At 42.7% G+C, this 22,887-nt stretch carries 22 protein-coding genes, 3 tRNA genes and 1 other annotated feature; of the genes, 4 read left to right on the top strand and 21 right to left on the bottom strand.

Going from position 1 to position 22,887, the window contains the following annotated elements:
• Positions 1–8: 8 nt before the first annotated feature.
• Complete coding sequence (locus PG840_RS02700; RefSeq protein ID WP_022220548.1) at positions 9–230, top strand: hypothetical protein; 222 nt, start codon at positions 9–11, stop codon at positions 228–230.
• Positions 231–234: 4 nt separating this feature from the next.
• Here PG840_RS02700 and PG840_RS02695 read toward each other — a convergent pair whose 3' ends face one another.
• A complete protein-coding gene (locus PG840_RS02695) occupies positions 235–393 on the bottom strand; it encodes a hypothetical protein (RefSeq protein WP_008374787.1) in 159 nt (52 codons plus the stop codon).
• A gap of 266 nt (positions 394–659) precedes the next feature.
• On the opposite strand from PG840_RS02695, the gene asnA reads away from it, so the two are divergent.
• Positions 660–1,670: an aspartate--ammonia ligase gene (gene asnA / locus PG840_RS02690; RefSeq protein WP_008374783.1), complete on the top strand. Its 1,011-nt coding sequence runs from the start codon at positions 660–662 to the stop codon at positions 1,668–1,670.
• An 86-nt stretch (positions 1,671–1,756) separates the two neighbouring features.
• Here the strand turns inward: asnA and PG840_RS02685 are convergent, their stop codons facing one another.
• Positions 1,757–3,040, bottom strand: a complete 1,284-nt coding sequence (locus tag PG840_RS02685) for an adenylosuccinate synthase (protein ID WP_117823944.1) — start codon at positions 3,038–3,040, stop codon at positions 1,757–1,759.
• Positions 3,041–3,258: 218 nt separating this feature from the next.
• On the bottom strand, positions 3,259–4,845 hold the full coding sequence (gene cls / locus PG840_RS02680) for a cardiolipin synthase (RefSeq protein WP_270205203.1): 1,587 nt from the start codon (positions 4,843–4,845) through the stop codon (positions 3,259–3,261).
• A 250-nt stretch (positions 4,846–5,095) separates the two neighbouring features.
• Here cls and PG840_RS02675 point away from each other — a divergent pair, with 250 nt between their 5' ends.
• Positions 5,096–5,413: a hypothetical protein gene (locus tag PG840_RS02675; protein ID WP_270205202.1), complete on the top strand. Its 318-nt coding sequence runs from the start codon at positions 5,096–5,098 to the stop codon at positions 5,411–5,413.
• Between the two features lie 152 nt (positions 5,414–5,565).
• On the opposite strand, the gene PG840_RS02670 is transcribed toward PG840_RS02675, so the two are convergent.
• The 11 genes from PG840_RS02670 to PG840_RS02620 form a co-directional block, all read right to left on the bottom strand.
• Complete coding sequence (locus PG840_RS02670) at positions 5,566–7,230, bottom strand: glutamine--tRNA ligase/YqeY domain fusion protein (RefSeq protein ID WP_008374772.1); 1,665 nt, start codon at positions 7,228–7,230, stop codon at positions 5,566–5,568.
• A 206-nt stretch (positions 7,231–7,436) separates the two neighbouring features.
• Positions 7,437–7,509: transfer RNA gene (locus tag PG840_RS02665), tRNA-Thr, on the bottom strand.
• Positions 7,510–7,581: 72 nt separating this feature from the next.
• Positions 7,582–8,220: a sigma-70 family RNA polymerase sigma factor gene (locus tag PG840_RS02660; protein ID WP_117556275.1), complete on the bottom strand. Its 639-nt coding sequence runs from the start codon at positions 8,218–8,220 to the stop codon at positions 7,582–7,584.
• 12 nt (positions 8,221–8,232) lie between these two features.
• On the bottom strand, positions 8,233–8,982 hold the full coding sequence (gene rlmB / locus PG840_RS02655; protein ID WP_117556277.1) for a 23S rRNA (guanosine(2251)-2'-O)-methyltransferase RlmB: 750 nt from the start codon (positions 8,980–8,982) through the stop codon (positions 8,233–8,235).
• Position 8,983: 1 nt separating this feature from the next.
• A complete protein-coding gene (locus tag PG840_RS02650; RefSeq protein WP_270205201.1) occupies positions 8,984–9,451 on the bottom strand; it encodes a Mini-ribonuclease 3 in 468 nt (155 codons plus the stop codon).
• Positions 9,436–10,842: a cysteine--tRNA ligase gene (gene cysS / locus PG840_RS02645; RefSeq protein ID WP_270205200.1), complete on the bottom strand. Its 1,407-nt coding sequence runs from the start codon at positions 10,840–10,842 to the stop codon at positions 9,436–9,438. The genes PG840_RS02650 and cysS overlap by 16 nt, the downstream gene beginning before the upstream one ends.
• A gap of 20 nt (positions 10,843–10,862) precedes the next feature.
• The gene (gene epsC / locus PG840_RS02640; RefSeq protein WP_117556283.1) at positions 10,863–11,537 is read right to left on the bottom strand and encodes a serine O-acetyltransferase EpsC; all 675 of its coding nucleotides are present in this window, start codon (positions 11,535–11,537) and stop codon (positions 10,863–10,865) included.
• Positions 11,538–11,681: 144 nt separating this feature from the next.
• Positions 11,682–11,922: a binding site (T-box leader), on the bottom strand.
• Positions 11,923–11,981: 59 nt separating this feature from the next.
• A complete protein-coding gene (locus PG840_RS02635) occupies positions 11,982–13,112 on the bottom strand; it encodes a GNAT family N-acetyltransferase (protein WP_173824605.1) in 1,131 nt (376 codons plus the stop codon).
• Positions 13,113–13,149: 37 nt separating this feature from the next.
• Entirely contained in the window at positions 13,150–13,701 is a 552-nt protein-coding gene (gene ispF, locus PG840_RS02630; protein WP_117556289.1) for a 2-C-methyl-D-erythritol 2,4-cyclodiphosphate synthase, read from the bottom strand.
• Between the two features lie 3 nt (positions 13,702–13,704).
• Complete coding sequence (locus tag PG840_RS02625; RefSeq protein ID WP_117823951.1) at positions 13,705–14,232, bottom strand: hypothetical protein; 528 nt, start codon at positions 14,230–14,232, stop codon at positions 13,705–13,707.
• Between the two features lie 103 nt (positions 14,233–14,335).
• A complete protein-coding gene (locus PG840_RS02620) occupies positions 14,336–14,680 on the bottom strand; it encodes a winged helix-turn-helix transcriptional regulator (protein ID WP_270203336.1) in 345 nt (114 codons plus the stop codon).
• A gap of 131 nt (positions 14,681–14,811) precedes the next feature.
• Between PG840_RS02620 and PG840_RS02615 the strand changes: the two genes are divergently transcribed.
• Positions 14,812–15,384, top strand: coding sequence for a flavin reductase family protein (locus PG840_RS02615; RefSeq protein WP_118217288.1), 573 nt, complete (start codon positions 14,812–14,814; stop codon positions 15,382–15,384).
• A gap of 82 nt (positions 15,385–15,466) precedes the next feature.
• Here the strand turns inward: PG840_RS02615 and PG840_RS02610 are convergent, their stop codons facing one another.
• From PG840_RS02610 to gdhA, 7 genes are all read right to left on the bottom strand, one after another.
• Positions 15,467–17,863, bottom strand: a complete 2,397-nt coding sequence (locus PG840_RS02610) for a glycoside hydrolase family 2 TIM barrel-domain containing protein (protein WP_270205199.1) — start codon at positions 17,861–17,863, stop codon at positions 15,467–15,469.
• A gap of 16 nt (positions 17,864–17,879) precedes the next feature.
• The gene (locus PG840_RS02605) at positions 17,880–18,068 is read right to left on the bottom strand and encodes a hypothetical protein (RefSeq protein WP_117835252.1); all 189 of its coding nucleotides are present in this window, start codon (positions 18,066–18,068) and stop codon (positions 17,880–17,882) included.
• Between the two features lie 45 nt (positions 18,069–18,113).
• Entirely contained in the window at positions 18,114–19,487 is a 1,374-nt protein-coding gene (locus PG840_RS02600) for an MFS transporter (RefSeq protein WP_270205198.1), read from the bottom strand.
• Between the two features lie 218 nt (positions 19,488–19,705).
• Positions 19,706–20,914 carry a helix-turn-helix domain-containing protein gene (locus tag PG840_RS02595; RefSeq protein WP_270205197.1) on the bottom strand — a complete coding sequence of 403 codons (1,209 nt, stop codon included), beginning with the start codon at positions 20,912–20,914 and terminating at the stop codon, positions 19,706–19,708.
• A gap of 70 nt (positions 20,915–20,984) precedes the next feature.
• Positions 20,985–21,058: transfer RNA gene (locus tag PG840_RS02590), tRNA-Met, on the bottom strand.
• Positions 21,059–21,086: 28 nt separating this feature from the next.
• Positions 21,087–21,159 (bottom strand) — tRNA-Val (locus PG840_RS02585).
• 179 nt (positions 21,160–21,338) lie between these two features.
• A complete protein-coding gene (gene gdhA, locus PG840_RS02580) occupies positions 21,339–22,673 on the bottom strand; it encodes an NADP-specific glutamate dehydrogenase (protein WP_008374749.1) in 1,335 nt (444 codons plus the stop codon).
• Positions 22,674–22,887 lie beyond the last annotated feature (214 nt).

Below are 22,887 nucleotides of genomic sequence, written 5' to 3'. Positions count from 1 at the left end.
TGGTTGTTATGAAAAAATTCAAGCGTTTTGCAGCTCTTATCTGTGCAATTCTTCTGTTCCTGATGTACGTCAGCACTCTGGTATTTGCATTTATCGACAAATCCAGATCATTAGGACTTCTGAAAGCATCTGTTGCCTGCACGATTCTTGTGCCGGTTATGAGTTACGCCTATATCCTGGTTTATCGTCTGATCCACAGGAATGATGACGACTTTCACAGTGAATATTAACATCTCATACATAAAGCTCTGCCATCATCCAGGCAGGGCTTTTTTCTTCGCCGAATCTGCCACCGAATCGTTTTTTCTCCTGTTCTCTGATCTTCTGTCTCTTATTTAGATATTCTTCCATGGAAATGACTTCCTGTGTGCTGATATTCTTCTCTTTCTGCATATCTTGTTACCTCCTGTCTACAGTTTTTTCGTCTGTCTGCCTTCTGGTATAAGCCTCATCCGGCATTTCCCCGACATCTTTAATATATGTTCTTATTTTCTGATTTATGACTTTTTTTTTTATTTTAAGAGTATAGCCGTGTTCTGTGACCTTACTATGGAGATTCTCTAAAAAAATCATAAGTTGTTTCTTAAGAAAATATGATTGACAACACCACGTCAATTCACTAAACTAGACATAGTGAGTAGTAAGAAAGGAAGAACATCATGAACAATTTGCAGATACCGGAGAATTACCATTCTCCACTTACGATCCGCGAGACTGAAGTGGCTATCAAAGAAGTAAAAGACCACTTTGAACGCGCACTTGCCAAATCTCTGCATCTGACGCGTGTATCCGCTCCTCTTTTCGTCCGCCCGGAATCCGGACTGAACGATAACCTGAACGGAGTAGAACGCCCGGTTGCATTTGGCATCAAAGAACAGGAAGACCGCGAAGTTGAGATCGTCCACTCTCTTGCAAAATGGAAACGTTACGCCTTAAAGCGCTACGGCTTTCATTCAGGAGAAGGACTTTATACTGATATGAGCGCTATCCGCCGAGATGAAGATACTGACAACATCCATTCCATCTATGTTGACCAGTGGGACTGGGAAAAAGTAATTTCCAAAGAAGAACGCAACATGGAGACACTGGAATACACCGTAGGAAAAGTATACAGTGCACTCAAAGAAACCGAAGCCTACATGGCACGCCGTTACAATTATATTGAAGAATTCCTTCCGGATGAAATCAGCTTCATCACATCCCAGGAACTGGAAACCATGTATCCTGACAAGACACCAAAGGAACGTGAATACCACTTTGCCAAAGCCAAAGGTGCCGTATTCATCAAACAGATCGGTAAGACCCTTGCCTCCGGACAGCGTCATGACGGACGTGCACCGGACTACGATGACTGGGAACTGAACGGTGATATCATCGTCTACTATCCGGTACTCGATATCGCACTGGAGCTTTCTTCCATGGGTATCCGTGTCGATGAAGATGCACTCCGCCGTCAGTTAAAGGAAGCCGGCTGCGAAGAACGCGCCGAGATGGATTTCCAGAAAGCATTACTGAACGGAAAACTTCCGTACACAGTCGGAGGCGGAATCGGACAGTCCCGAATCTGTATGTTCTATCTCCGCAAAGCCCACATCGGAGAAGTCCAGTCCTCCATCTGGCCGGACGACGTCCTCGAAGAAGCCGCATCCCGCGGAGTGTACTTACTGTAATACATAACCAACCATTATCACAATTTGATAATTCGCCATAAAAAAATGAGGCAGGACTAAAAAAGTCCTGCCCTATTTTTACATTCCTATTTATTTCTGAAGATGATATCATGTCTTCCCGGTCCATTAGAAACCATTGTGATCGGATATCCGATCTCTTTCTCGATAAATTCGATGTAGTTTCTGCAGTTCTCCGGAAGATCTTCGTATTTCTTGATTCCTCTGATGTCGCATTTCCATCCCGGAAGTGTCTTGAGTACTGGTTTTGCTTTCTCAAGAAGATGTGTTGTCGGGAATTCTGTTGTAACTTCTCCGTCAATCTCGTATCCTACACATACCGGAATTTCATCCAGGTATCCAAGTACGTCGACAACAGTAAATGCTACATCTGTAGTTCCCTGCATACGGCATCCATATTTGGATGCTACACAGTCAAACCATCCCATACGTCTCGGACGACCTGTTGTTGCGCCGAATTCTCCGCCGTCTCCACCACGTCTTCTAAGTTCATCTGCTTCTTCGCCAAAGATCTCACTTACAAAGGCACCTGCTCCTACTGCACTTGAGTAGGCTTTACATACTGTAACGATCTGTTTAATCTCATACGGCGGGATTCCGGCACCGATTGCACCGTAAGCTGCCAGTGTAGAAGAAGAAGTTACCATTGGGTAAATTCCATGATCCGGATCCTTTAATGTTCCAAGCTGTCCTTCAAGAAGAATTTCTTTACCTTCCTTGAGTGCTTCGTTAAGATACAGAGAAACGTTACATACATACGGTGCTACCATTTCTTTGTATTCCATCAGTTCCTTATATAAATCATCAGGATTGATTAACGGTTTGTGATACAGATGTTCCAACATGACGTTCTTCTGTTCTGCTATGCGGTTTACCTTTTCTCTAAGTTCAGCTTCATCCTCGAAAAGCTCACTGATCTGGAAACCAATCTTTGCATACTTGTCTGAATAAAACGGTGCAATACCAGACTTTGTAGATCCGAACGACTTTCCGCCCAGTCTCTCTTCCTCATATGCATCAAAATTCTTGTGATAAGACATCACCATCTGTGCACGGTCTGACACCAGAATCTTCGGCATCGGAACATCTCTGTCAATGATTGACTGGATTTCCTTGAAAAGAACCGGGATATCTACAGCGACACCATTGCCGATGATACTGGTTGTATGTCCGTAGAAAACTCCTGACGGTAATGTATGAAGAGCGAATTTGCCGTAATCATTGATAATTGTATGTCCGGCATTTGCTCCACCCTGGAAACGAATGATAATATCTGCTTTTTCGGCAAGCATATCTGTGATCTTACCTTTTCCTTCGTCTCCCCAGTTCGCACCTACTACTGCTTTAACCATAATAAATCCTCCTGCGTGTTCTTGGCTATCTGTGAAATATCTCCACAGTGTCATCCCTCTTTTCATCGGGATAACTCCTACTTATAAATATAATCAATGTCCCTTATAAAGACACCGATTGAATTATACTACATTTCAAATAAAAAGTACACTCTTATTTTCAGCTACTTCCCGAAAATTCCGTATTTTTCTTGATTTTATGCTCCGTAACAGTCTTGCTACATCAGCGGTGCCACAAGTCTTAAAACCTGACCGTATATTTTCACAAAAGTACTCCGGTTTCTGACCTCCGTCATCGTCACCTTCTGACATTTTGCCAGTGTATCCTGGAAGTCCTTTTCAATATCACGCACAACCGGATTGCGGTAAATGAAAACACCGCATTCAAAATGCAGATAAAGACTGCGGTAATCCAGATTGATACTGCCTACTGTCGCCGTATCATCGTCTGAAGTAAATACTTTTGCATGAACAAATCCAGGCGTATATTCATAGATCTCTACCCCACCTGCGATCAGTTCCTCATAATAAGTCTTCGCAAGATAAAATGCATACGGCTTATCTGGAATATGTGGCATAATAATCTGCACTTCTATTCCACCTTTTGCAGCTCTTGTCAGCGCATCAATCATCTCATTGTCCAGGATCAGATACGGTGTCATAATATGCACATACTTCTTCGCATGATTCAGAATGTGGAAATACACTTCTTCTCCTACATTTTCATGATCGAACGGACTGTCTCCGTATGGGATGATATAACCATCTTTGCGGCTGAATCCCGGCTGCTTTTCTGTCAGATACTTTGCATAATCCTCCGGCTGTCTCTCCGTAATATTCCACATCTGCAGGAACATCATGGTAAAACTCTGCACGGCATCACCTTCGATTTTGATCGCTGTATCTTTCCAGTGTCCGAACCGGACTTTCTTGTTGATATATTCATCTGCCAGATTGACACCTCCGGTAAATGCAACCTTTCCGTCAATCACACAGATTTTCCGGTGATCCCGATTATTCTGGCTGGTAGAAAGGATGGGTACGATCGGTCCAAATTCCTTGCACTGGATTCCATATTCCCGGAGCTGCTTCGGATACTCATACGGCAAAAGGCTGATACTGCAGGTTCCGTCATACATCAGGCGTACTTCCACGCCCTCTTTCACCTTTTTACGCAGAACCTCCAGAACAGTGTCCCACACATATCCTTCTCCGATAATAAAATATTCCATGAAAATAAATTTTTCTGCCTTATTCAGTTCTTCGATCAGAACCGGAAATTTGTCATCTCCCAGTGGAAAATACTGTGCCTGTGAGTTCCCATAAGTCGGAAATCCCACCTGGTTATAAAGGAAATGTGACAGATTGGCGTTTGCAACCCTTCCACCTTTCATCGCATGGACGACATATTCATTCTGCTGCATATAAGGTTCAGTCTCCACTCGAAGCTTCTCCAGTCTGGCACCCAGATATTTGGTTCCGATCCCTGCTTTTGTAAACAGATAAAATCCAACTCCGACCACCGGGACAAGGAACACAAACAGGATCCACGTCATCTTAAACGCCGGATTCCCTTTTTCATTGAAAATATAAATCGCTGTGATAAAAGAAAGAAGCGATATCACTCCGTTCATATAGGTACTGTAATTTCCCAGATATGTAAAAGTGAGAACCATAATACCAATCTGAAGAAGGATCAGTAAAAGAATAATTGCAGTATGGCTGTACACTGCACCAAATAATTTGTTCTTGGCACGTTCTTTGACTGTCTTACTGGTGTCATGGTATTTTGTAATTTCTCTCATGCGCGGTCTTCCTCTCTTTAGATACTATTTTATATCGTAACACAATTTTTATTCTTTCACAACATTCCAGCTGCTTATAATCGTACAACACTTCCTTATTTTTGTTGTTTTTCTGGTTCTTTTATAAATATTTTACTTTCCCTTTTCAAATAAAAGTATTACAATAAAATTATTCATGTATACTATATTTCATGACGAACTATCTCATCTGCCATATCTGACAGGACGAGATCAAGAAAGGAGCAGCAACATGGCTAAAAATTTTGGTAAAATCCTGCTCGGACTGACTGCCGCAGGCGCAGCTGGTGCCGGTGCATATTACTGGTTAAAGAACCGACATAATGAAGAACCGGAAGACGAGTTCGATGACTCTTTTGAAGAGGATGATTTTGAACTGGATGATGATCTTGGCGAAGTGCCTGAGCGTGGTTACACAACTCTTACTCCATCTTCTGCAAAGGAAGAAACCTCTGAAGAGTCTGAAGAAAAAACTGACGATGCAGAAGCCGCTTCCCAGACACCGGAAACTGATTCCGAAGAATCCGATCCGGCTTCAGAAGAAGTTTAAGAAAGAACTTTTCTTACAGCTTATCATTTTCTGCATAAAACCAAAACCCGGAAGAATTTTTCATTCTTACCGGGTTTTTCATTGCCATTTCTTTTCAAAAACTGTCGACTAACACATTATTTGCAATTAAATTCTAAGCAAGACTGCTTTCTTTATTTTGGCAGCTTGAATGAACTCTTCAGTGAAACGATTCTGTTAAATACCAGATGTTCTTTAGACGAATCATGAGAATCCACGCAAAAATATCCCTGACGTACAAACTGGAAGCTTTCATATGCTTTTGCATCTGCAAAGTTTGATTCTACAAAGATTTCTTTCTCTGTAAGAGAATTCGGATTCAGGTTCAGGGAACCGTCTTCTTTATTGTAGACACCCTTTTCTTCGTCGATCAGGTTCTCATACAGTCTTACGGTTGCCGGAAGTGCTGTACTTGCCTCTACCCAGTGGATCGTTCCTTTTACTTTTCTTCCTGTGAATCCGGAACCACTCTTTGTCTCTGGATCATAAGTACAATGTACAACAGTTACATTACCGTCTTCATCCTTTTCAAATCCTGTACAGGTTACAAAGTAAGCATTCATCAGACGTACTTCGTTGCCTGGGAACAGACGGAAATATTTCTTCGGAGGCTCTTCCATAAAGTCTTCTCTCTCAATATAAAGCTCTCTTCCAAATGGAAGCTGACGGCTTCCAAGTTCTTCATTCTCAAGATTATTCGGTGCATCCAGATATTCAATCTGTCCTTCTGGATAATTGTCGATCACAAGCTTGATTGGATCAAGAACTGCCATCATACGTGCTCTCTTAAGCTTCAGATCCTCACGGATACAGTATTCGAGCATTGCATAATCTACAGAACTCTGCGCTTTGGAAACTCCGCACAGGTCAACGAACATCTTGATAGATTCCGGTGTGAATCCACGGCGACGAAGTGCTGCGATAGAAACCAGTCTCGGATCATCCCAGCCGTCCACAATCTTATCTTCTACAAGTTTCTTGATATAACGCTTTCCTGTAACTACGTTCGTCAGATATAATTTTGCAAATTCGATCTGACGCGGTGGATTTGCAAATTCACATTCTCTTACTACCCAGTCATAAAGCGGTCTGTGATCTTCAAATTCCAGTGTACAGATAGAATGAGTGATTCCTTCGATCGCATCCTCGATCGGATGTGCAAAATCGTACATCGGGTAGATGCACCACTTATCACCCGTATTGTGATGTGTCATACGTGCTACACGGTAGAGGATCGGGTCTCTCATATTGATATTCGGTGATGCCATATCAATCTTCGCACGGAGAACCTTCTCTCCGTCTGCATACTTGCCTGCACGCATATTTTCAAAAAGCTCCAGGTTCTCTTCCACACTTCTGTCACGGTACGGGCTGTCCTTTCCCGGCTCTGTCAGAGTTCCTCTGTACTCTCGGATCTGATCCGCTGTCAGGTCACAGACATAAGCTTTTCCTTTCTTGATCAGTTTGATCGCATACTCATACATCTGGTCAAAATAATCAGATGCAAAGTAAAGGTGATCTCCCCAGTCAGCACCTAGCCACTTGATATCCGCTTTGATAGACTCAACGAACTCTGTCTTTTCCTTTGTCGGGTTAGTATCATCAAAACGCATATGGAAAGTTCCGTTATACTTCTGTGCAAGTCCGTAGTTTAAAAGGATGGACTTTGCATGTCCGATGTGAAGATATCCGTTCGGTTCCGGTGGGAAACGGGTACATACATGATCGTATACGCCTTCTGCAAGATCTTTTTCAATTTCCTGTTCTATAAAATTCTTTGATACAGCTTCTTCTGCCATTGAAGTTCCTCCTCGCATCTCTCTATTACTTCATAATCTGCCATTATATGGCAGTCTTTTTCTTGTCATGCATCTCAATCATTGTCCTGTGGACAGTTTTGATTCATGTCCTTTAGTTTATCACACTTTCTACACACGGACAAGTGAAAAAAAAGCAGACATTGTACCTTCCAACCGGAAATACAACTCTGCTTCTTAAATATATAAGCTGCCTAGCGGAATCGAACCGCCGACCTCCGCCTTACCAAGGCGACGCTCTACCGACTGAGCCAAGGCAGCCTGCGCATTTTCGCGACTCATTTAATATAGCACATCACTGCTTTGCTTGTCAATATTTTTAAATTTTTATTTTTACTTTTTTTCAGACCGGCGTTTTTCTTCCAGAAGCTGGCGTGCTTTCGCTTTGATTCGCTGCAGGGCATTGTCGATCGTCTTCGGACTTTTGTCCATAAATTCTGCAATCTTCAGATATTCCATTCCCTGCAAATGAAGATACAGCACCTTTCGCTCCAGCTTACTTAATTTTTCTTTCAGTTCCTCTTCAAATGCATTCGTATACTCTTCTCCAAGAATCATCAGCTCCGGATTACTCTCTTTCCCTGCTTCGATCGTATCTACTATGGAAAGCCCGTTCTCCTCCGGATTGTCACTGGCAGATGCGTAAATCGACACATAGGAATTGAGCGGCAGATGTTTTTTCCGCTGTGAAGCCTTAATCGCCGTATACATCTGGCGTGACACACAAAGTCCGGCAAAACTTGAAAAGCTTGCACCTTCTTTCGGCTCATAATCCTGCACCGCTTTAAAAAGACCGATCATCCCCTCCTGGATCAGATCATCATTTTCTCCGCCCCACAGATACATGGCACGCGCTTGTTTGCGTACCATGTCTTTGTATTTTTCCATCAGATAATCCGTGATCTCGGTCTTACCTTCCCGAAGCAGTTCAATCAGCTGCTCATCCGTCATTTTCCCCAGATCCATTTTCATTCTCCGATTTTCCTAACTCATGCGTTGACGCACGATCTCATAGGCAAGGACACCTGCTGCCACAGACGCATTCAGGGAGTCAATATCTCCCTTCATCGGAATGGCTGCCGTCATATCACAGGTTTCTTTTACCAGACGTCCAACACCTTCGCCTTCGTTTCCGATTACCAGACCAATCGGTCCTTTCAGATTCACGCGGTACATCACATCCCCATCCATATCTGCACAGACGAACCAGAGTCCCTTTTCTTTCAGTTCTTCCATGGTTTTCACCAGATTGGTGACTTTTGCTACCGGTGTGTAATTCAGCGCACCTGCTGATGTCTTTGCAACGATTGCAGTAAGACCTGCTGCGCGGTGCTTCGGAATGATCACACCATGCGCACCTGCAAGATTGGCAGTACGGATGATCGCGCCGAGATTATGTGGATCCTCAATATTGTCCAGAAGGATCAGGAAAGGATCTTCCCCTTTCTGTTTTGCAAGCTCCAGCATATCTTCCACCTGCGCATACTCGTAAGCCGCTGCCTGTGCAATGACCCCCTGATGTCTTCCGGTCTCTGAAATCTGGTTCAGACGTTCTTTGGTTACAAAATTCAGGATCGTATCATGCTTTTTTGCTTCTCTTACGATACTTCTGATCGGTCCGTCCTGACATCCGTCAAGAATATATACTTTGTCAATCGGTTTCCCGGAGCGAAATGCTTCCATTACTGCATTTCTTCCCTCGATCTGCTGACTGTTCATCTTTTTTTCTTCCATTCTATTTCTCCTGCTTCTTTTCTTCTTCGCATTCGCTTAAGTGATCCAGACCGATCTTGATCAGATCTGCCATTCTTTTCCATTCTCTTTTCAGGTAAAGCCATCCCATCAACGCTTCAAATCCGGTTGCACGTCGGTAATCGGTCAGTGACTGGTTCTTTGCCGGCGATACTGATTTAGCATTTCGGCCTCTTCTGTAAACAGCATGCTCTTCTTCAGTAAGCAATGACTGAAGGACACGCATCATCTCTGACTGAGCAGACGCCTGCACCATACTGCTTGTCTCCTGATGTAATTTTTTTACCTGTTTATTGCCTTCGCTGATCACCTTTGTCTTGATGACCAGATCATAAATGCTGTCCCCTATATAAGCCAGGGTAAGAGGTGAATAGCCTTCCGGCTCCACCTCTTTCATCTCAAGCACTTCTTTTATATAGTCAGCAATTTCAAATTCTACGCTTTTTTCCATTGTACTCCTTCTCTGGTATCCTTCAGGATAATTCCCTTTTCCAGAAGCTCGTCACGGATCGCATCGGCTCTTGCAAAATCTTTTGCTTTTCTTGCTGCCTGACGCTCTTCGATCAGTTTCTCAATATCTGCATCCAGAAGTTCTTCCTTCTTATCCAGGATCAGTCCCAGGACATCACCGAGTTTTACGATTCTGTCCAGTAATCCCCGGAGATATTCCTTTGAGCTTTCTGCTGTCGCAGTGGTATTTGCATATTTTACAAGTTCAAAGATTGCTGCGATTGCGTCTGCTGTATTGAAATCATCATCCATTGCTTTTTCAAATTCTTCTACATATGCATCAGTTTTTGAAAATGCTTCTTTTTCTTCGGCACTCATCTCTTCTGCTGCCACTGAAGCGATAAGATGTTTCAGATTATCGGTTGCATTGAGAATTCTCTCCAGACCGTTCTTGGATGCTTCCATCAGCTCTGCACTGAAGTTCAGCGGGCTTCTGTAATGTGCGCTCAGCATGAAGAAACGAAGCACCTGGAGGTCATACTGCTCGCTGATCTCTCTTACCGTACGGAAGTTTCCGAGTGATTTTGACATCTTGCGGTTGTCAATGTTCAGGAATGCATTGTGCATCCAGTATCTTGCAAATTCTTTACCGTTAGCGGCTTCACTCTGTGCGATTTCATTTTCATGATGTGGGAATATCAGATCTTCTCCACCTGCATGGATATCAATCTGTTCGCCAAGATATTTCCTCGACATCACAGAACACTCAATATGCCATCCCGGACGTCCATCTGACCAAGGTGACTTCCAGAAAGGTTCTCCTTCTTTTTTCGGCTTCCAGAGTACGAAATCCAGCGGATCTTCTTTTTCATCCTCACCGCTTACCAGAAGAGAACGTCCACCGGAACGGAGATCATCCAGATTCTTGTGGGATAATTTTCCATAATCTTTAAACTTTCTTGTGCTGAAATAAACGGTTCCGTTTTTCTCGTAAGCATAACCTTTTTCAATCAGCTCGGAAATCATCTCCACCATGCCGCAGATTTCTTCTGTTGCAAGCGGATGCTTGGTTGCAGGCTTTACATTCATTCCTGCCATATCTTTTTTGCACTCTGCAATATAGCGCTGTGAAATTTCCTGCGCGGATACCTGTTCTTCAATTGCCTTTTTGATGATCTTGTCATCCACATCTGTGAAGTTCGATACATAATTGACATCGTATCCTTTGTATTCAAAATAACGGCGGACGGTATCAAATACGATCATCGGTCTTGCATTACCGATATGGATGTAATTGTATACGGTCGGTCCGCAGACATACATTCTTACCTTTCCTTCTTCCAGAGAAACGAATTCTTCTTTCTTTTTCGTAAGTGTGTTAAATACTTTCATAAAGCTACTCCTTCTTTTTTCTATGCTTCCTCGATTATTTTTTCTTTCGCGAGTTTTTCTTTCAATGCTTTCAGTTCTTTCTTCAGACGGATATTGTCAGTCTGAAGCTGACGGATATCATTCAATACCGGATCTGGCAGATGGATCTGATCCAGGTCAGCACTCGGAACTTTCTGGTCACCCATGCGGACAATTCTTCCCGGGACACCAACAACGGTACAGTTCGGAGGTACTTCCTCTATAACAACAGATCCTGCTCCGATCTTGGAATTCTTTCCAATTGTAAAGGAACCGATGACCTTCGCACCAGCACTGACCATAACATTGTCTTCCAGCGTTGGATGGCGCTTACCCTGCTCTTTTCCTGTACCACCCAGGGTTACTCCCTGATACAGTGTAATATTATCGCCCAGGATTGCAGTCTCGCCGATAATAACGCCACTTCCATGGTCGATAAAAAGCCCTTTTCCAATGGTTGCTCCCGGATGGATCTCAATTCCTGTCTTTCTGACACCACGCTGTGACACCCACCGTGCCAGAAAATAATGTTTTTTCAGATACAGCTTATGTGCGATCCTGTAATGAAGCATTACCTTAAAGCTTGGATACAGAAATACTTCTATATCCGATTTGATTGCCGGATCTCGTTCTTTTACTACTTTGATTTCTTCTTTGATATAGGAAATAACTCCCATTTCATTCACCTCTGATTTGGAATTTCCTGTGAAACTATGAGAAACACGCTCCGCGAGTTTCTCAAGTTATCGCGGCAGTCGCCAAGGTCTCGTGCAAGCACGGACTTTGGCTCGTTGCTCGCGTAAATAAAAAACTCCGTCTCATAAAGAGACGAAGTTTCCGCGGTTCCACCCTAAATTAAAAGCAGCACTCCTGCTTTTCTCTCACGGCCTGTAACGTCTGCCACACGTACCCGGCTACTTGTAAAATCTTCACTTTCACGTTCGCCTGGTCAACTCCCGAATGCACTTCATCATCCCTGCTCCTGGATCTGCTTTCAGCCGATGACAGATCCTCTCTGATGGAACTCTGAGGATAATTACTCTTTTCGTTCTCCGTCTTTTCAGTTTTATTCATATCTAGTACATATAGTATGCGATTTTTTCTTTTTTGTCAACCGCTTATCAGACAATCTCGTTGATAAAAACAGGAGAAAACGGCATCAGTTTACTGATTTCTTCTTTGAATTCTGCTGAAAAAATCTCCTTTTCTTCCTCTTCAATCTTTTCCAGCTCTTTATAGCCAAATACGATCGATGTAAGCGCATCAACACTAATCTTCTGCACAGCATCATCTTTGCCGGTGTGCGCTGTCCTTGTCCGAACTACAAGATGTTCTTCATTGCCTTTTAGCATAAACAGACGGTTATTCTCCCGGATAACCGGATCATACAGAACAAACTCCAGATCCATCTCTTCTCTGCACACCATCGAAGACAGAAGACTTTCTATATTCAAAAGCCGTGCCATGATCAACGGTTTTTTCTTTTCTTCTTTTTTGAGGATGACTCCTGCCTTATCAAAAACATCTTCATATCCTTTTCGGATCAATGGCTCTCTTACTGCAAGCCCATCTTCTTCATCAAAAACAAGGATTCCTCGCATCTCTCCATCCTGCTCTGCGATCAGGATTCCGCCTTTTTCACTTTCCTGTTCCTTCAAAAGGCGCATATAATAAGCTGCATCCCGTTTGGTATATACCTGTATTTTCTGTTTTTCCAGAACTTCTTCCGCAAAATCCCCCAGCTTTTTACAGTCTTTTCCCTCTGCCTTTCTGAGTGTCACGCCGGAATCGTTCTGTAATTCCACGATCTTCTGTATTGTCAGTTCTTCCCCGTCTGTTCCTTTTACACTCCACACATCGGCTGCATAGATAAACCGGTAATTATGTGGATAATAAATTTTCTCACTTGCGGGCATCAGGAAAAAGAATGGCATTTTTTGCTGATACAGATCTCTTGCTGTCTTGCTTAATAATTCCGCCATATAACCTCTGTGCCGGTAAAGAGGCTCTGTTGCAACTGCAACAATGTATCTGCTCTCTATTGCCTTTTTCCCCATCTGTATTACATAAGGATTCAGCTGCATCATCGCCCGGATATCGTGATCCGTCTCGATCACATAGATTTCGTTATTCTTCGTCTTTTCTGTGTAATAATAGTCCAGAAATTCTTTTGTATCTTCTGTAAATACTTGTTCCCACAGTGTTCTTGTAAGCCCACGCTCTTCCGGCTTCAGTTTTTTCAGTATCTTCATTTTACTTTTTCGCCGTACCTTTCCATTCAGACTTGATCTACATCTGTCTTGCTGCACAACCTCCACAGCCTGCGCAGCCACCTGCAGGTACTGCTACGTCTACACTGCTGAAATTAGTCAGCTTTTCGATTGCACAGATTGCCTGGGAAGAAATTCCTTCCCCACTTCCGGTAAATCCAAGACCTTCTTCCGTCGTCGCCTTGACATTTACCTGATCCTTTTCAATATGCAGTGCTTCTGCAATATTCTTTTCCATCTGCTCGATGTGCGGGCGCATCTTCGGTTTCTGCGCAATGATCGTCGCATCAATATTTTCAATCACATACATATGATCATCCAGAAGCTTTCCTACATGCTCCAGAAGCTTAATACTGGAAATTCCTTTGTATGCTGGATCTGTATCCGGGAAGTGCTTTCCGATATCTCCAAGTGATGCCGCTCCAAGCAGGGCATCCATGATCGCATGCAGAAGTACGTCTGCATCCGAATGTCCAAGAAGCCCCTTTTCGTATGGTATCTCCACTCCGCCAAGAATCAGTTTTCTTCCTTCCGTCAGTTTATGAACATCATATCCCATTCCAACTCGCATTTTCTATTCTTTTTCCTCCTGTTTTTCATCTGATGAATCAGTTTCTTCTGATATCTTCTCTTCACCAGACTTTTCTTCATCCTCATTGTCTTCCTGTTTTTCATCTGATGATAGTTCTGATTCAGACTCTGCATTTTTTTCTTCTGAACTCTGTGCTTTTCCAAGATCAACTTCTACTTTTTTCTCTGTCTTATCAGATTCCTTTGTACCTGCTCCCACCTGAACATCTACAACACCTTTTCCTGTCACAGATTCCTTTTCTGTTTCTTCGCTTTCCTCGGCATCCGTATCGGAATTCTCCTCTGTTTCTGCTTCCGTAGCTTGGATCTCTGCCTTTGTCGCCTTTACGATAATTCTGATATTATGAACAATCGTAGCCAGTCCGAATATTGCAAAAAATACTCCCGCCAGAATAAACAAAATCTGGTTCTTCGGTTCCCCGGCTATCGTCTCACGCACCAGAGATACACCGGTATACACCAGATACGCTCCAACCGCCGCCATGATCACCTGCTTTGATTTTGATGTCATATGATATTCCTCCATTTTGTCGTAATTTAGTTGTATTTTATCACATATTGGAGAAATTGACTACTTATCAGAAAGCGCAAGTTTTCATTTTCTCCGCAATATTTTATTTTCGATTCTCCGTTCCCCAAATACAAAGCTGGTCCAAAACCACCATCAGAGATTTTCCACGCTCTGTCAGAGAATACTCCACCTTCGGCGGAATCTGCGGATACGCTTCCCTGTGGATCAATTCATCTTTCTCTAATTCCTTCAGATTCTGACTTAACGTCTTATCCGAAATTTTCCCCAGATAACGCTGCAGCTCGTTAAACCTGACCGGCTGATATTCCATCAGACAGTAGAGAATGATCATCTTATATTTACCAGAAATCAAAGACAAGGTATAACTAAACCCCGTCTCTTCAAAATCTGCATTTTCAATATAATCTCTCATTTTACACTCTTTCATTCTTTATCTACACTTCCTTTCAGGTAAGTACCTAACCTAAAAGATGGTACTTGTTATTTCTTCACATCTTTATATAATTATAAATAGGAGCTCTTAAAAAAGCAATCGAATCATAGTACGGAGGTATGAAAATGAAAAAAGATTTAGGTGTCGTTCCTGCAGTTTATCCTATGCCGGTGCTGATGGTAGCTGCATATGACGCAAATGAAAAAGTAAACGTAATGAATGTTGCCTGGGGACAGATCTGCGATATGGATAAGATCATCCTTTTCATCGGAGAAGGCAAAAAGACCTGGTTAAATATCAAGGAAAGCAAGGCATTCACTGTAGCACTTGCTGACGAAGCGCATGTAGACGTGGCAGATTTCTTCGGAATCGCTTCCGGCAATAAAATCGATGACAAATTTGAGCGTACCGGATATCACGCTGTAAAAAGTGATAAGGTACACGCTCCGATCATCGAAGAATTTCCTGTTGTAATGGAGTGTGAGCTTTTGGAATTCGTCGATACGGAGCACATCTCAGGAATCGTTGGCAAGATTGTCAATGTAAAAGCTGAGGAATCTGTTCTCTCCGAAAATGGAAAGGTAGATCCGAAAAAACTGCAGGCTCTGATGTTTGATCAGTTCCAAAGTGGATACTATTCTACCGGAAAGCGCGTTGCTACCGCCTGGAAAGCCGGAGCGGGATTGATGAATAAATAATTTCACCTAAAAAGAGGACATCTCACTTTTTCTCAAAGTGATGTCCTCTTTTCTTATTTCATCTATACATACAAACAGATATTTATACCACTTCAATCACAGCTTCTCTGCGGGAATGTTCTCCTTCTGCTTCCACACGGATTGTTCCGGTTTCTGGCGCATAGACGACCGCCTGTGCCCTTCCATAATATGTCTTAAATTTTCCTGTATCATATGCCTCTGTGGTACATGGATCTGCACTTCCAAATCCCAGAAGCACGCCTCCCTTTACCCTGCAGTTCAGCTGCTCATCAGCTGCTGACTCTACTATGCCATTTGCGCCTTTGACAGAGATATCCACATAGACAATATCTCCTGCTTTCACCTGCTTCTCTTCCGGACAAACCGAAATCCGCTTTTCCCCCTCTGCCGAAAGGAGTCTACTTCTTCCGATTTCTTTTCCCTGCGCGTCGTATTGGATGGCACATAAGCTTCCGGACTTATATTTTACAGAGAACAATGCCTTACACTGCTTCAGCTTCTTTTTGCCGATCAGTTTGTTATTCAGATACAATTTTACCGTCGCACCGTTTCCGTAAACCTCTACGATCGTCTTATTCCCTTCACAGCCTGACCAGGACCAGCTTTCTATCGCATTCGTCCCTCTCCAGACTGACTTGCTGACACGTACTCCCGGATGATTTGCCGGTCTGACTCCGATGACTGGTTTACTATTTTTCTCCCAGATGACTACCGCATACCGACATGAAGCATCTGGATTTCCAAGAATATCGATTACCCCGGCACCTCCGAGCAGCCACGGATATGGACGATTAAACGGCATACCTCCGGTATAGCTCCACGCTCCGATTCCTGCTTCACCAAGATAATCCCATGCTGTCCACATAAAATCACCGATCAGATACGGATATTCTTTTACCATTTTCCAGTTTTTCCAGATATCCTGTGGAAAAGTCTCGCTTCCAAACACAATTCTCTCCGGATGTGCTTTCCCTTCCAGCGGATATCTTCCGGAGCCGTAATTATAACCTGCTATATCCAGACGATCCAAGAACGGACTGGAGATCGCATCCACCTTTTTGGAATTTCCGCCCTTATTCATGCCGCTTCCGATGAACGAAGCCATAATATTAAACGCCAGGCTGTTATTGCTTTCTTTCTTTTGTTCTTTGGATGAGGATGTCGTATTTGTCTCGCCATCCTGATAAATCCCCTGCCCCTTTGCAGTTCTGCCCATCACCATCAGATTGGTTCCACAGGTAACCGGACGAGTATGGTCATGACTGTGTATGCATTCTATCATAGCACTTCCAACCTGAAGTCCCTTCTTTTCACAAGGTTCTGCAACCTCATTTCCGATCGAATACAGAATGACCGAAGGATGATTATAATCTCTCTCGACCATGGCAGTCGTATCCGCTTCCCACCATGCTTCAAAATCACATCCATAATCATATTTATTTTTTCGGTTGTACCAGGTATCAAAGGTTTCATCCATAACATACATTCCCAGTTCATCACACGCTCTCAGCATTGCTTCACTGGCAGGATTATGAGAGCTTCGGATGGCATTAAATCCGGCTTCTTTCATGATCTTCACACGTCTTCTCTCACTTTTTTCCCAGCTTGCCGCTCCCAGGATCCCATTGTCATGATGGACACAGCCGCCTCTCAGAAGCGTCGCTTTTCCATTTACAAAAAATCCCTTCGTACTCCAGGAAAGCTTACGGATACCAAACCTCTCTTCTGCTGTATCCAGTATTTTTTCGCCCTCTTCAAGTATGATCTTAGCAAGATAAAGATTCGGAGATTCCTCATCCCAGAGCCTTGCCTCTGGCAGCTCGATCTCTGCTACAGCAGTCGTTTTTTCATTCCCTGATTGCGCAGCATTTACCTTTACAAACTTTTCTGCTATGGTAGTTTCTCCGTCCTGTATCTGCATACGGACACCATATTCTTTCGCACTGTCAATTCCTTCCAGCTTTCCTTCTATCCTTATCTTTGCCGGTTTGCAGGACAGCGTCGTGATTTTTACCCCTTGATAACTAATATGTGTCCTCTCAGACAGATACAGATTCACCGGACGGTAAATTCCGCTTCCTGTATACCACCGGCTGTTCGGAAGCTTCGAGTTATCTGCAATTACAGTCAGAAGATTCTCCTCCCCATAGTTCGCATTCTCATCTAATCGTACCAGAAACGGAACATAACCATACGGTTTTTCATAAAGCTTTTTCCCATTCAGAAAGACCTCTGCGTTTTTGTATACGCCCTCAAACTCTACCGCCAGATATTTCTCCTTCCACTCTGCCGGAATAAAGAATTTTTTCTCATAGGTATATATCCCTCCCGGAAAATATCCGTGCGCACTGCCCCCTGCTGCATCTGCAGTTCTCTTTTCATGGATCATCGCATCATGCGGCACGATCACAGACGTCCCATTACATGTCCAGTTTTCAGTAAATGCTGCTTTTTTCATTATTTCACCCCGTTTGTTAATCTACGATATTACTCTTGGCATAAAAGCCTCTTGTTTTTCCATCAATCACTGCAGTATCTGTGATCACAAATTTTCCGGTGAGCTGTATCTCTTCCGATGAACCACCCACTCCAACCGTGATTTCTCCGGCTTCCACGATCCACTGCATATGCGAATCTAAAAATGCCGTCTGATCGGTATTCATATCTTTTATTCTGCTCTGCCATACCCTTCAAACTCTCATCTGACATTATTTTTCATTTACCAGCTTCTGGTTTTCTTCCACAACTTTCTGTAGCCAGCACATCACAACCAGAAGAACAGTGACGATCAACGGCAGCGCGCCATAAATAAATTTAATTGCTGAGATTACACCTGCACTCATAATATCTGAAGTTCCCACATAACCTGCAGCGGCAAGAATCCAGCCAACTGCCGCAGAACCAATTCCGCTTCCCAGCTTCATACCGAGGGACGAACAGCTGAACATCATACCTTCGACCTGTACATTCTTTTTCAGATATACATTTTTTGCGACCTCTGCTACCAGGGCATTCAGACTTCCCATAAGCGGCGCCATCGTAACTGCTTTTAAAAACATAAGTACAACAATTCCGGTAAAATTAACCATATAAGAAGCAATCATTACTCCGACTGACAAAACCGCAGTTATGATGTAGGAAACCAGGTTCACCTTATACATTCCGTATTTTTTCACAAGAGACGGATTAAAGATCAGTCCTACGATCATTACCATAGAAGACATAGAAACCACTCCCAAAAGCGCCGGATTTCCCATAATATATTTGAAGTAATAGGTTCCGGATGTCGTTCCGATTCCTGTATTAATATAAGACAGAATATAAATAGCAAGCATGATCAGATAATATTTATTCGTGATAATAATTTTAAGCAGTTCCAAAAATGATTTCTTTTCTGCTCTCTTTATTTCCCCATTCGAAGACATCTTTACCTCAAATTCTTCCTCCGGAATTTCTTTGCAGACCAGACTTGCAATTGAACTGAAAGCAAACATGATAATCATGTAAATAATAGCAACCATTCTCCATCCTGCTGCACCGCCTCCAAAGTTATCCACCAGAATTACCGTCATAGCAGAAACTATAATAGAAGCTACTACTGCAAACGCATAACGGAATGATCCAAGCGATACTCTTTCTGCATCATTTTTTGTGATTCTGGCAGACATTGTTGCATATGCAATATTATTTGCCGTATAAAATACTGCATTTGACAAAGTATAAAATACAAAGAAATATGCATATTGTGCTGTTATTCCAAAGCTCTCCGGAATGCAGAACAATAAAATCGTTGAAATTGCAAGCGGTATTGCCGAAAAGAACATCCACGGTCTTGCCCTTCCCATTTTGCTGTGTGTCTTATCGATCAGACTGCCGAAAAAGACATCAGTAACCCCATCCAGCAGTTTACTCACCATCATAAGCGTTCCTACAACGCCTGCATTTAATCCGACAGAATCTGTCAGATACAGCATCATAAACGATGAAACCAGCATATAAAAGAAATTCGATCCAAAGTCCCCCGAACCATATGCTATTTTCTTTGGAACTGATAAATATTTTTTGTTTGCTTCATTCTCCATCCGTATCTCTCTCCTTTTTTTCATGATCATTTCAGTTTTCTCTTCTACAAAAGGTTTCCGGAATACACTTTTATAGTTATGCAATCAAAATTGGTTCACTGAACCAATTATTGATATGCTTGGCAATAAAAAACATCCATTGGATACGATTATCATAACCGTATCCAATGGATGTTTCTGTCATATATGTTGCTTTTTTATCATTTATGTCTGTTTGCTTAAAAATGTATATTTTTATTCTGTTTCCGATATTCGGACGGAGAAATCCCGTTTTTCTTTTTAAACTCTCTGCCAAAATGACTCTGTGATGAAAAACACAGATAATCTGCAATGTAAGAAATCGAAGCCTCAGAATATTTCAGCATATTCTCAGCCGCTCGGATTCGTATCAGAATGCTATACTGTGAAATGCTCATCCCAACCTGTTCGGAAAATTTTCCGGACAAATAGCTTCTGTTTACCCCTATCTGTTTTGCCAGTTCTTCCGCCGTGATTCTTTTATGGAAATTTTGTGTCAGATAATCCTTGCACTGTTCGACATAATTTGAATTTTTCTTCTCTTTCTTCCGTTCCTGAACCATTTTCACATAGGTTCGCTGTATCTCAGAAGAGAGCTGATACATCTCTTTCTGTGTTTTACACTTTTCCAGCCTTTGATAAAACACATCGCTCACCGCATAAGCTTCTGTCGGCGATACGCCTCCTTCCATTGCTGCCCGTGAGATCAACGCAAGTCCTGCCGCAACCATATACTCCGCCTGCTTAAGGCCTCCCTCAGCCAGCTTTCCAATTTCATCATACAGATGCAGCTTGTCATACATCGGACCTTTGAAATAATCACTATCTCCTCTTTTTATCGCATCGTAGTATTTTTTTTCATATTCATATGTTACATGCTTTCGTTCATTTTCTGAAGAATCAAATTTATAGTTAACCAGTTCCCCTTCTATTTCGCTTTTCTTACCTGTTTCAATCCGACTTAATTCCATCAGCTCTGCTTCACTTATTTCAAGACCACACAGAGAAAAAAGAGACATAGACAAAATACCGGCAAGTTTCATGATCGACATTCTGGGGATATTCAATTTACGCTGCGAAAGCTGATGTCTGCGCCTGTAATGATACAGTCCGCTTTTTTCTTCCTTATCCGTCGCCAGACTCACCGGTCCTCCGATATAAAAATTGTTCTCTGCATCAGAAAATGCCATGTAAGCCACCCAGCCGTCTTCTATCGTAAGGACAGGCGCCCTTTTTTCTTCATACATCTTACGCAGATTTTCTTCTAAATACGGATCTGTCAAGAACGGATCCTCTTCATTTTCTCCGATGCCGATAACTTCCGGTATATCTTTCTCGGCATAATAAATGTGCGAGGAAATCTTACTATTTACATAGAGTCTCTCCGCCCAGAATCGTGTCTTATCCATCTTCCTTACTCCATCACTTCATTTCTCATATAGTAAAAAAGAAGCCCCACACAAGGACTCCTTCTTCAAGTAGCGGGAACTGGATTTGAACCAGCGACACCGCGGGTATGAACCGCGTGCTCTAGCCAACTGAGCTATCCCGCGAGATTCAATTATGCAACGTTCATTGCAATGGGACCAATAGGGCTCGAACCTATGACCCTCTGCTTGTAAGGCAGATGCTCTCCCAACTGAGCTATGATCCCATATGTTTGTCCGTCTCACAACCGACTTTGTCATTATACAATTATAATCATTGAAATGTCAACTGTTTTTTTACTTTTTTTGATACTTTTTTTAACAGATTTTCACCCTTCCTAAGCAAAAGCCCCCGGAATTTACTTCCGGGGACTTTTGGTTTATATTTTTACATAGAGGATATGTCTTATACAATTCCCTGAGCCTGCATTGCGTCTACAACTTTTTCAAATCCGGCAATGTTAGCACCTACTACATAGTTTCCTTCTGCTCCGTAACGTTTTGCTGCGTCTGCTGCGTTGTGGCAGATATTTACCATGATGTTCTGAAGTTTTGCATCAACTTCTTCGAATGTCCAGCTGAGACGTTCGCTGTTCTGTGACATCTCAAGTGCTGATGTGGCAACACCACCTGCATTAGAAGCTTTACCAGGTGCAAATAATACACCGTTCTCCTGCAGATACTGTGTAGCTTCCAGTGTGGTAGGCATGTTAGCTCCTTCTGCTACTGCGAAGCATCCGTTTGCAACAAGCTGTTTTGCATCTTCCAGATGAAGTTCGTTCTGTGTTGCACAAGGAAGAGCAATATCAACTTTTACTGACCATACACCACGTCCTTCATGATATTCTGAATTTGGACGGTAGTTCTTGTATTCTGTAAGTCTTGCTCTCTTCACTTCTTTGATTTCTTTCAGTGCTGCAACATCGATTCCTTCCGGATCATAAACCCATCCAGTAGAATCGCTGCATGTCACAACTTTGGCACCCATCTGCTGTGCTTTTTCGATTGCGTAGATTGCAACGTTACCTGCTCCAGAAACAGCAACTGTCTTGCCAGCGATGTCTTTTCCTGCAAGTTTGAGCATCTCGCGTGTGAAATACAGAAGTCCGTATCCTGTAGCTTCTGTACGTGCAAGGGATCCACCGTAGCTGAGTCCTTTACCTGTCAGAACACCTTCTGATAATCCACGGATTCTCTTGTACTGTCCGTACATATATCCGATCTCTCTTGCACCTGTTCCGATATCTCCGGCTGGTACATCTGTGTCTGCTCCGATATATTTGCAAAGCTCTGTCATAAAGCTCTGGCAGAATGCCATAACTTCACGATCTGATTTTCCTTTCGGATCGAAGTCTGATCCACCTTTTCCTCCACCGATTGGAAGTCCTGTCAAAGAGTTTTTGAAGATCTGTTCAAATCCAAGGAATTTGATAATTCCGATATTTACTGAAGGATGGAGACGTAATCCTCCTTTGTATGGTCCAATTGCACTGTTAAACTGTACACGGTATCCTGTATTAACCTGAACCTGACCTTTATCATCTACCCACGGTACGCGGAATTTGATCTGTCTTTCCGGCTCAACGAGTCTTTCAAGAAGAGCGTCTCTTCTGTATTCTTCTTCATGAGCTTCTACAACTGCACGAAGAGATTCCAGAACCTCTTTTACTGCCTGATGAAATTCTGGTTCATCTGGGTTTTTCTTTACTACAAGTTCAATTACTTCATCAACATAAGACATACTACTCAATACCTCCTGAATGTTCTTTTACAAAAATGTGACTTTGCACACTTCTTTGCTAAAAAAAGAGGGACAAACAAATGTCTGTCCCTCCGGAACACCTTTGTTCTTTAACAGAGTAAAGCATTCAGGCGCCTGTGTCAAGATTTTTTTTCATATTTTTCAATTTTTATGAATTTCCACTACATTTTTGTTTCAAATACAGCTGATTTTC

Source organism: Coprococcus sp. AM97-35, assembly GCF_027697525.1.
GTDB classification, from domain to species: Bacteria; Bacillota; Clostridia; order Lachnospirales; family Lachnospiraceae; genus Allocoprococcus; species Allocoprococcus comes.
Note: the sequence above shows the minus strand (reverse complement) of the source record. Positions and strands in the feature narration are given on the sequence as shown.

Bases quoted from the DNA above. Each gene is read 5' to 3' on its own strand.
- PG840_RS02700 (WP_022220548.1), top strand. From the start codon at position 9: ATGAAAAAATTCAAGCGTTTTGCAGCTCTTATCTGTGCAATTCTTCTG.
- PG840_RS02695 (WP_008374787.1), bottom strand. From the start codon at position 393: ATGCAGAAAGAGAAGAATATCAGCACACAGGAAGTCATTTCCATGGAA.
- asnA (WP_008374783.1), top strand. From the start codon at position 660: ATGAACAATTTGCAGATACCGGAGAATTACCATTCTCCACTTACGATC.
- PG840_RS02685 (WP_117823944.1), bottom strand. From the start codon at position 3,040: ATGGTTAAAGCAGTAGTAGGTGCGAACTGGGGAGACGAAGGAAAAGGT.
- cls (WP_270205203.1), bottom strand. From the start codon at position 4,845: ATGAGAGAAATTACAAAATACCATGACACCAGTAAGACAGTCAAAGAA.
- PG840_RS02675 (WP_270205202.1), top strand. From the start codon at position 5,096: ATGGCTAAAAATTTTGGTAAAATCCTGCTCGGACTGACTGCCGCAGGC.
- PG840_RS02670 (WP_008374772.1), bottom strand. From the start codon at position 7,230: ATGGCAGAAGAAGCTGTATCAAAGAATTTTATAGAACAGGAAATTGAA.
- PG840_RS02660 (WP_117556275.1), bottom strand. From the start codon at position 8,220: ATGAAAATGGATCTGGGGAAAATGACGGATGAGCAGCTGATTGAACTG.
- rlmB (WP_117556277.1), bottom strand. From the start codon at position 8,982: ATGGAAGAAAAAAAGATGAACAGTCAGCAGATCGAGGGAAGAAATGCA.
- PG840_RS02650 (WP_270205201.1), bottom strand. From the start codon at position 9,451: ATGGAAAAAAGCGTAGAATTTGAAATTGCTGACTATATAAAAGAAGTG.
- cysS (WP_270205200.1), bottom strand. From the start codon at position 10,842: ATGAAAGTATTTAACACACTTACGAAAAAGAAAGAAGAATTCGTTTCT.
- epsC (WP_117556283.1), bottom strand. From the start codon at position 11,537: ATGGGAGTTATTTCCTATATCAAAGAAGAAATCAAAGTAGTAAAAGAA.
- PG840_RS02635 (WP_173824605.1), bottom strand. From the start codon at position 13,112: ATGAAGATACTGAAAAAACTGAAGCCGGAAGAGCGTGGGCTTACAAGA.
- ispF (WP_117556289.1), bottom strand. From the start codon at position 13,701: ATGCGAGTTGGAATGGGATATGATGTTCATAAACTGACGGAAGGAAGA.
- PG840_RS02625 (WP_117823951.1), bottom strand. From the start codon at position 14,232: ATGACATCAAAATCAAAGCAGGTGATCATGGCGGCGGTTGGAGCGTAT.
- PG840_RS02620 (WP_270203336.1), bottom strand. From the start codon at position 14,680: ATGAAAGAGTGTAAAATGAGAGATTATATTGAAAATGCAGATTTTGAA.
- PG840_RS02615 (WP_118217288.1), top strand. From the start codon at position 14,812: ATGAAAAAAGATTTAGGTGTCGTTCCTGCAGTTTATCCTATGCCGGTG.
- PG840_RS02610 (WP_270205199.1), bottom strand. From the start codon at position 17,863: ATGAAAAAAGCAGCATTTACTGAAAACTGGACATGTAATGGGACGTCT.
- PG840_RS02605 (WP_117835252.1), bottom strand. From the start codon at position 18,068: ATGAATACCGATCAGACGGCATTTTTAGATTCGCATATGCAGTGGATC.
- PG840_RS02600 (WP_270205198.1), bottom strand. From the start codon at position 19,487: ATGGAGAATGAAGCAAACAAAAAATATTTATCAGTTCCAAAGAAAATA.
- PG840_RS02595 (WP_270205197.1), bottom strand. From the start codon at position 20,914: ATGGATAAGACACGATTCTGGGCGGAGAGACTCTATGTAAATAGTAAG.
- gdhA (WP_008374749.1), bottom strand. From the start codon at position 22,673: ATGTCTTATGTTGATGAAGTAATTGAACTTGTAGTAAAGAAAAACCCA.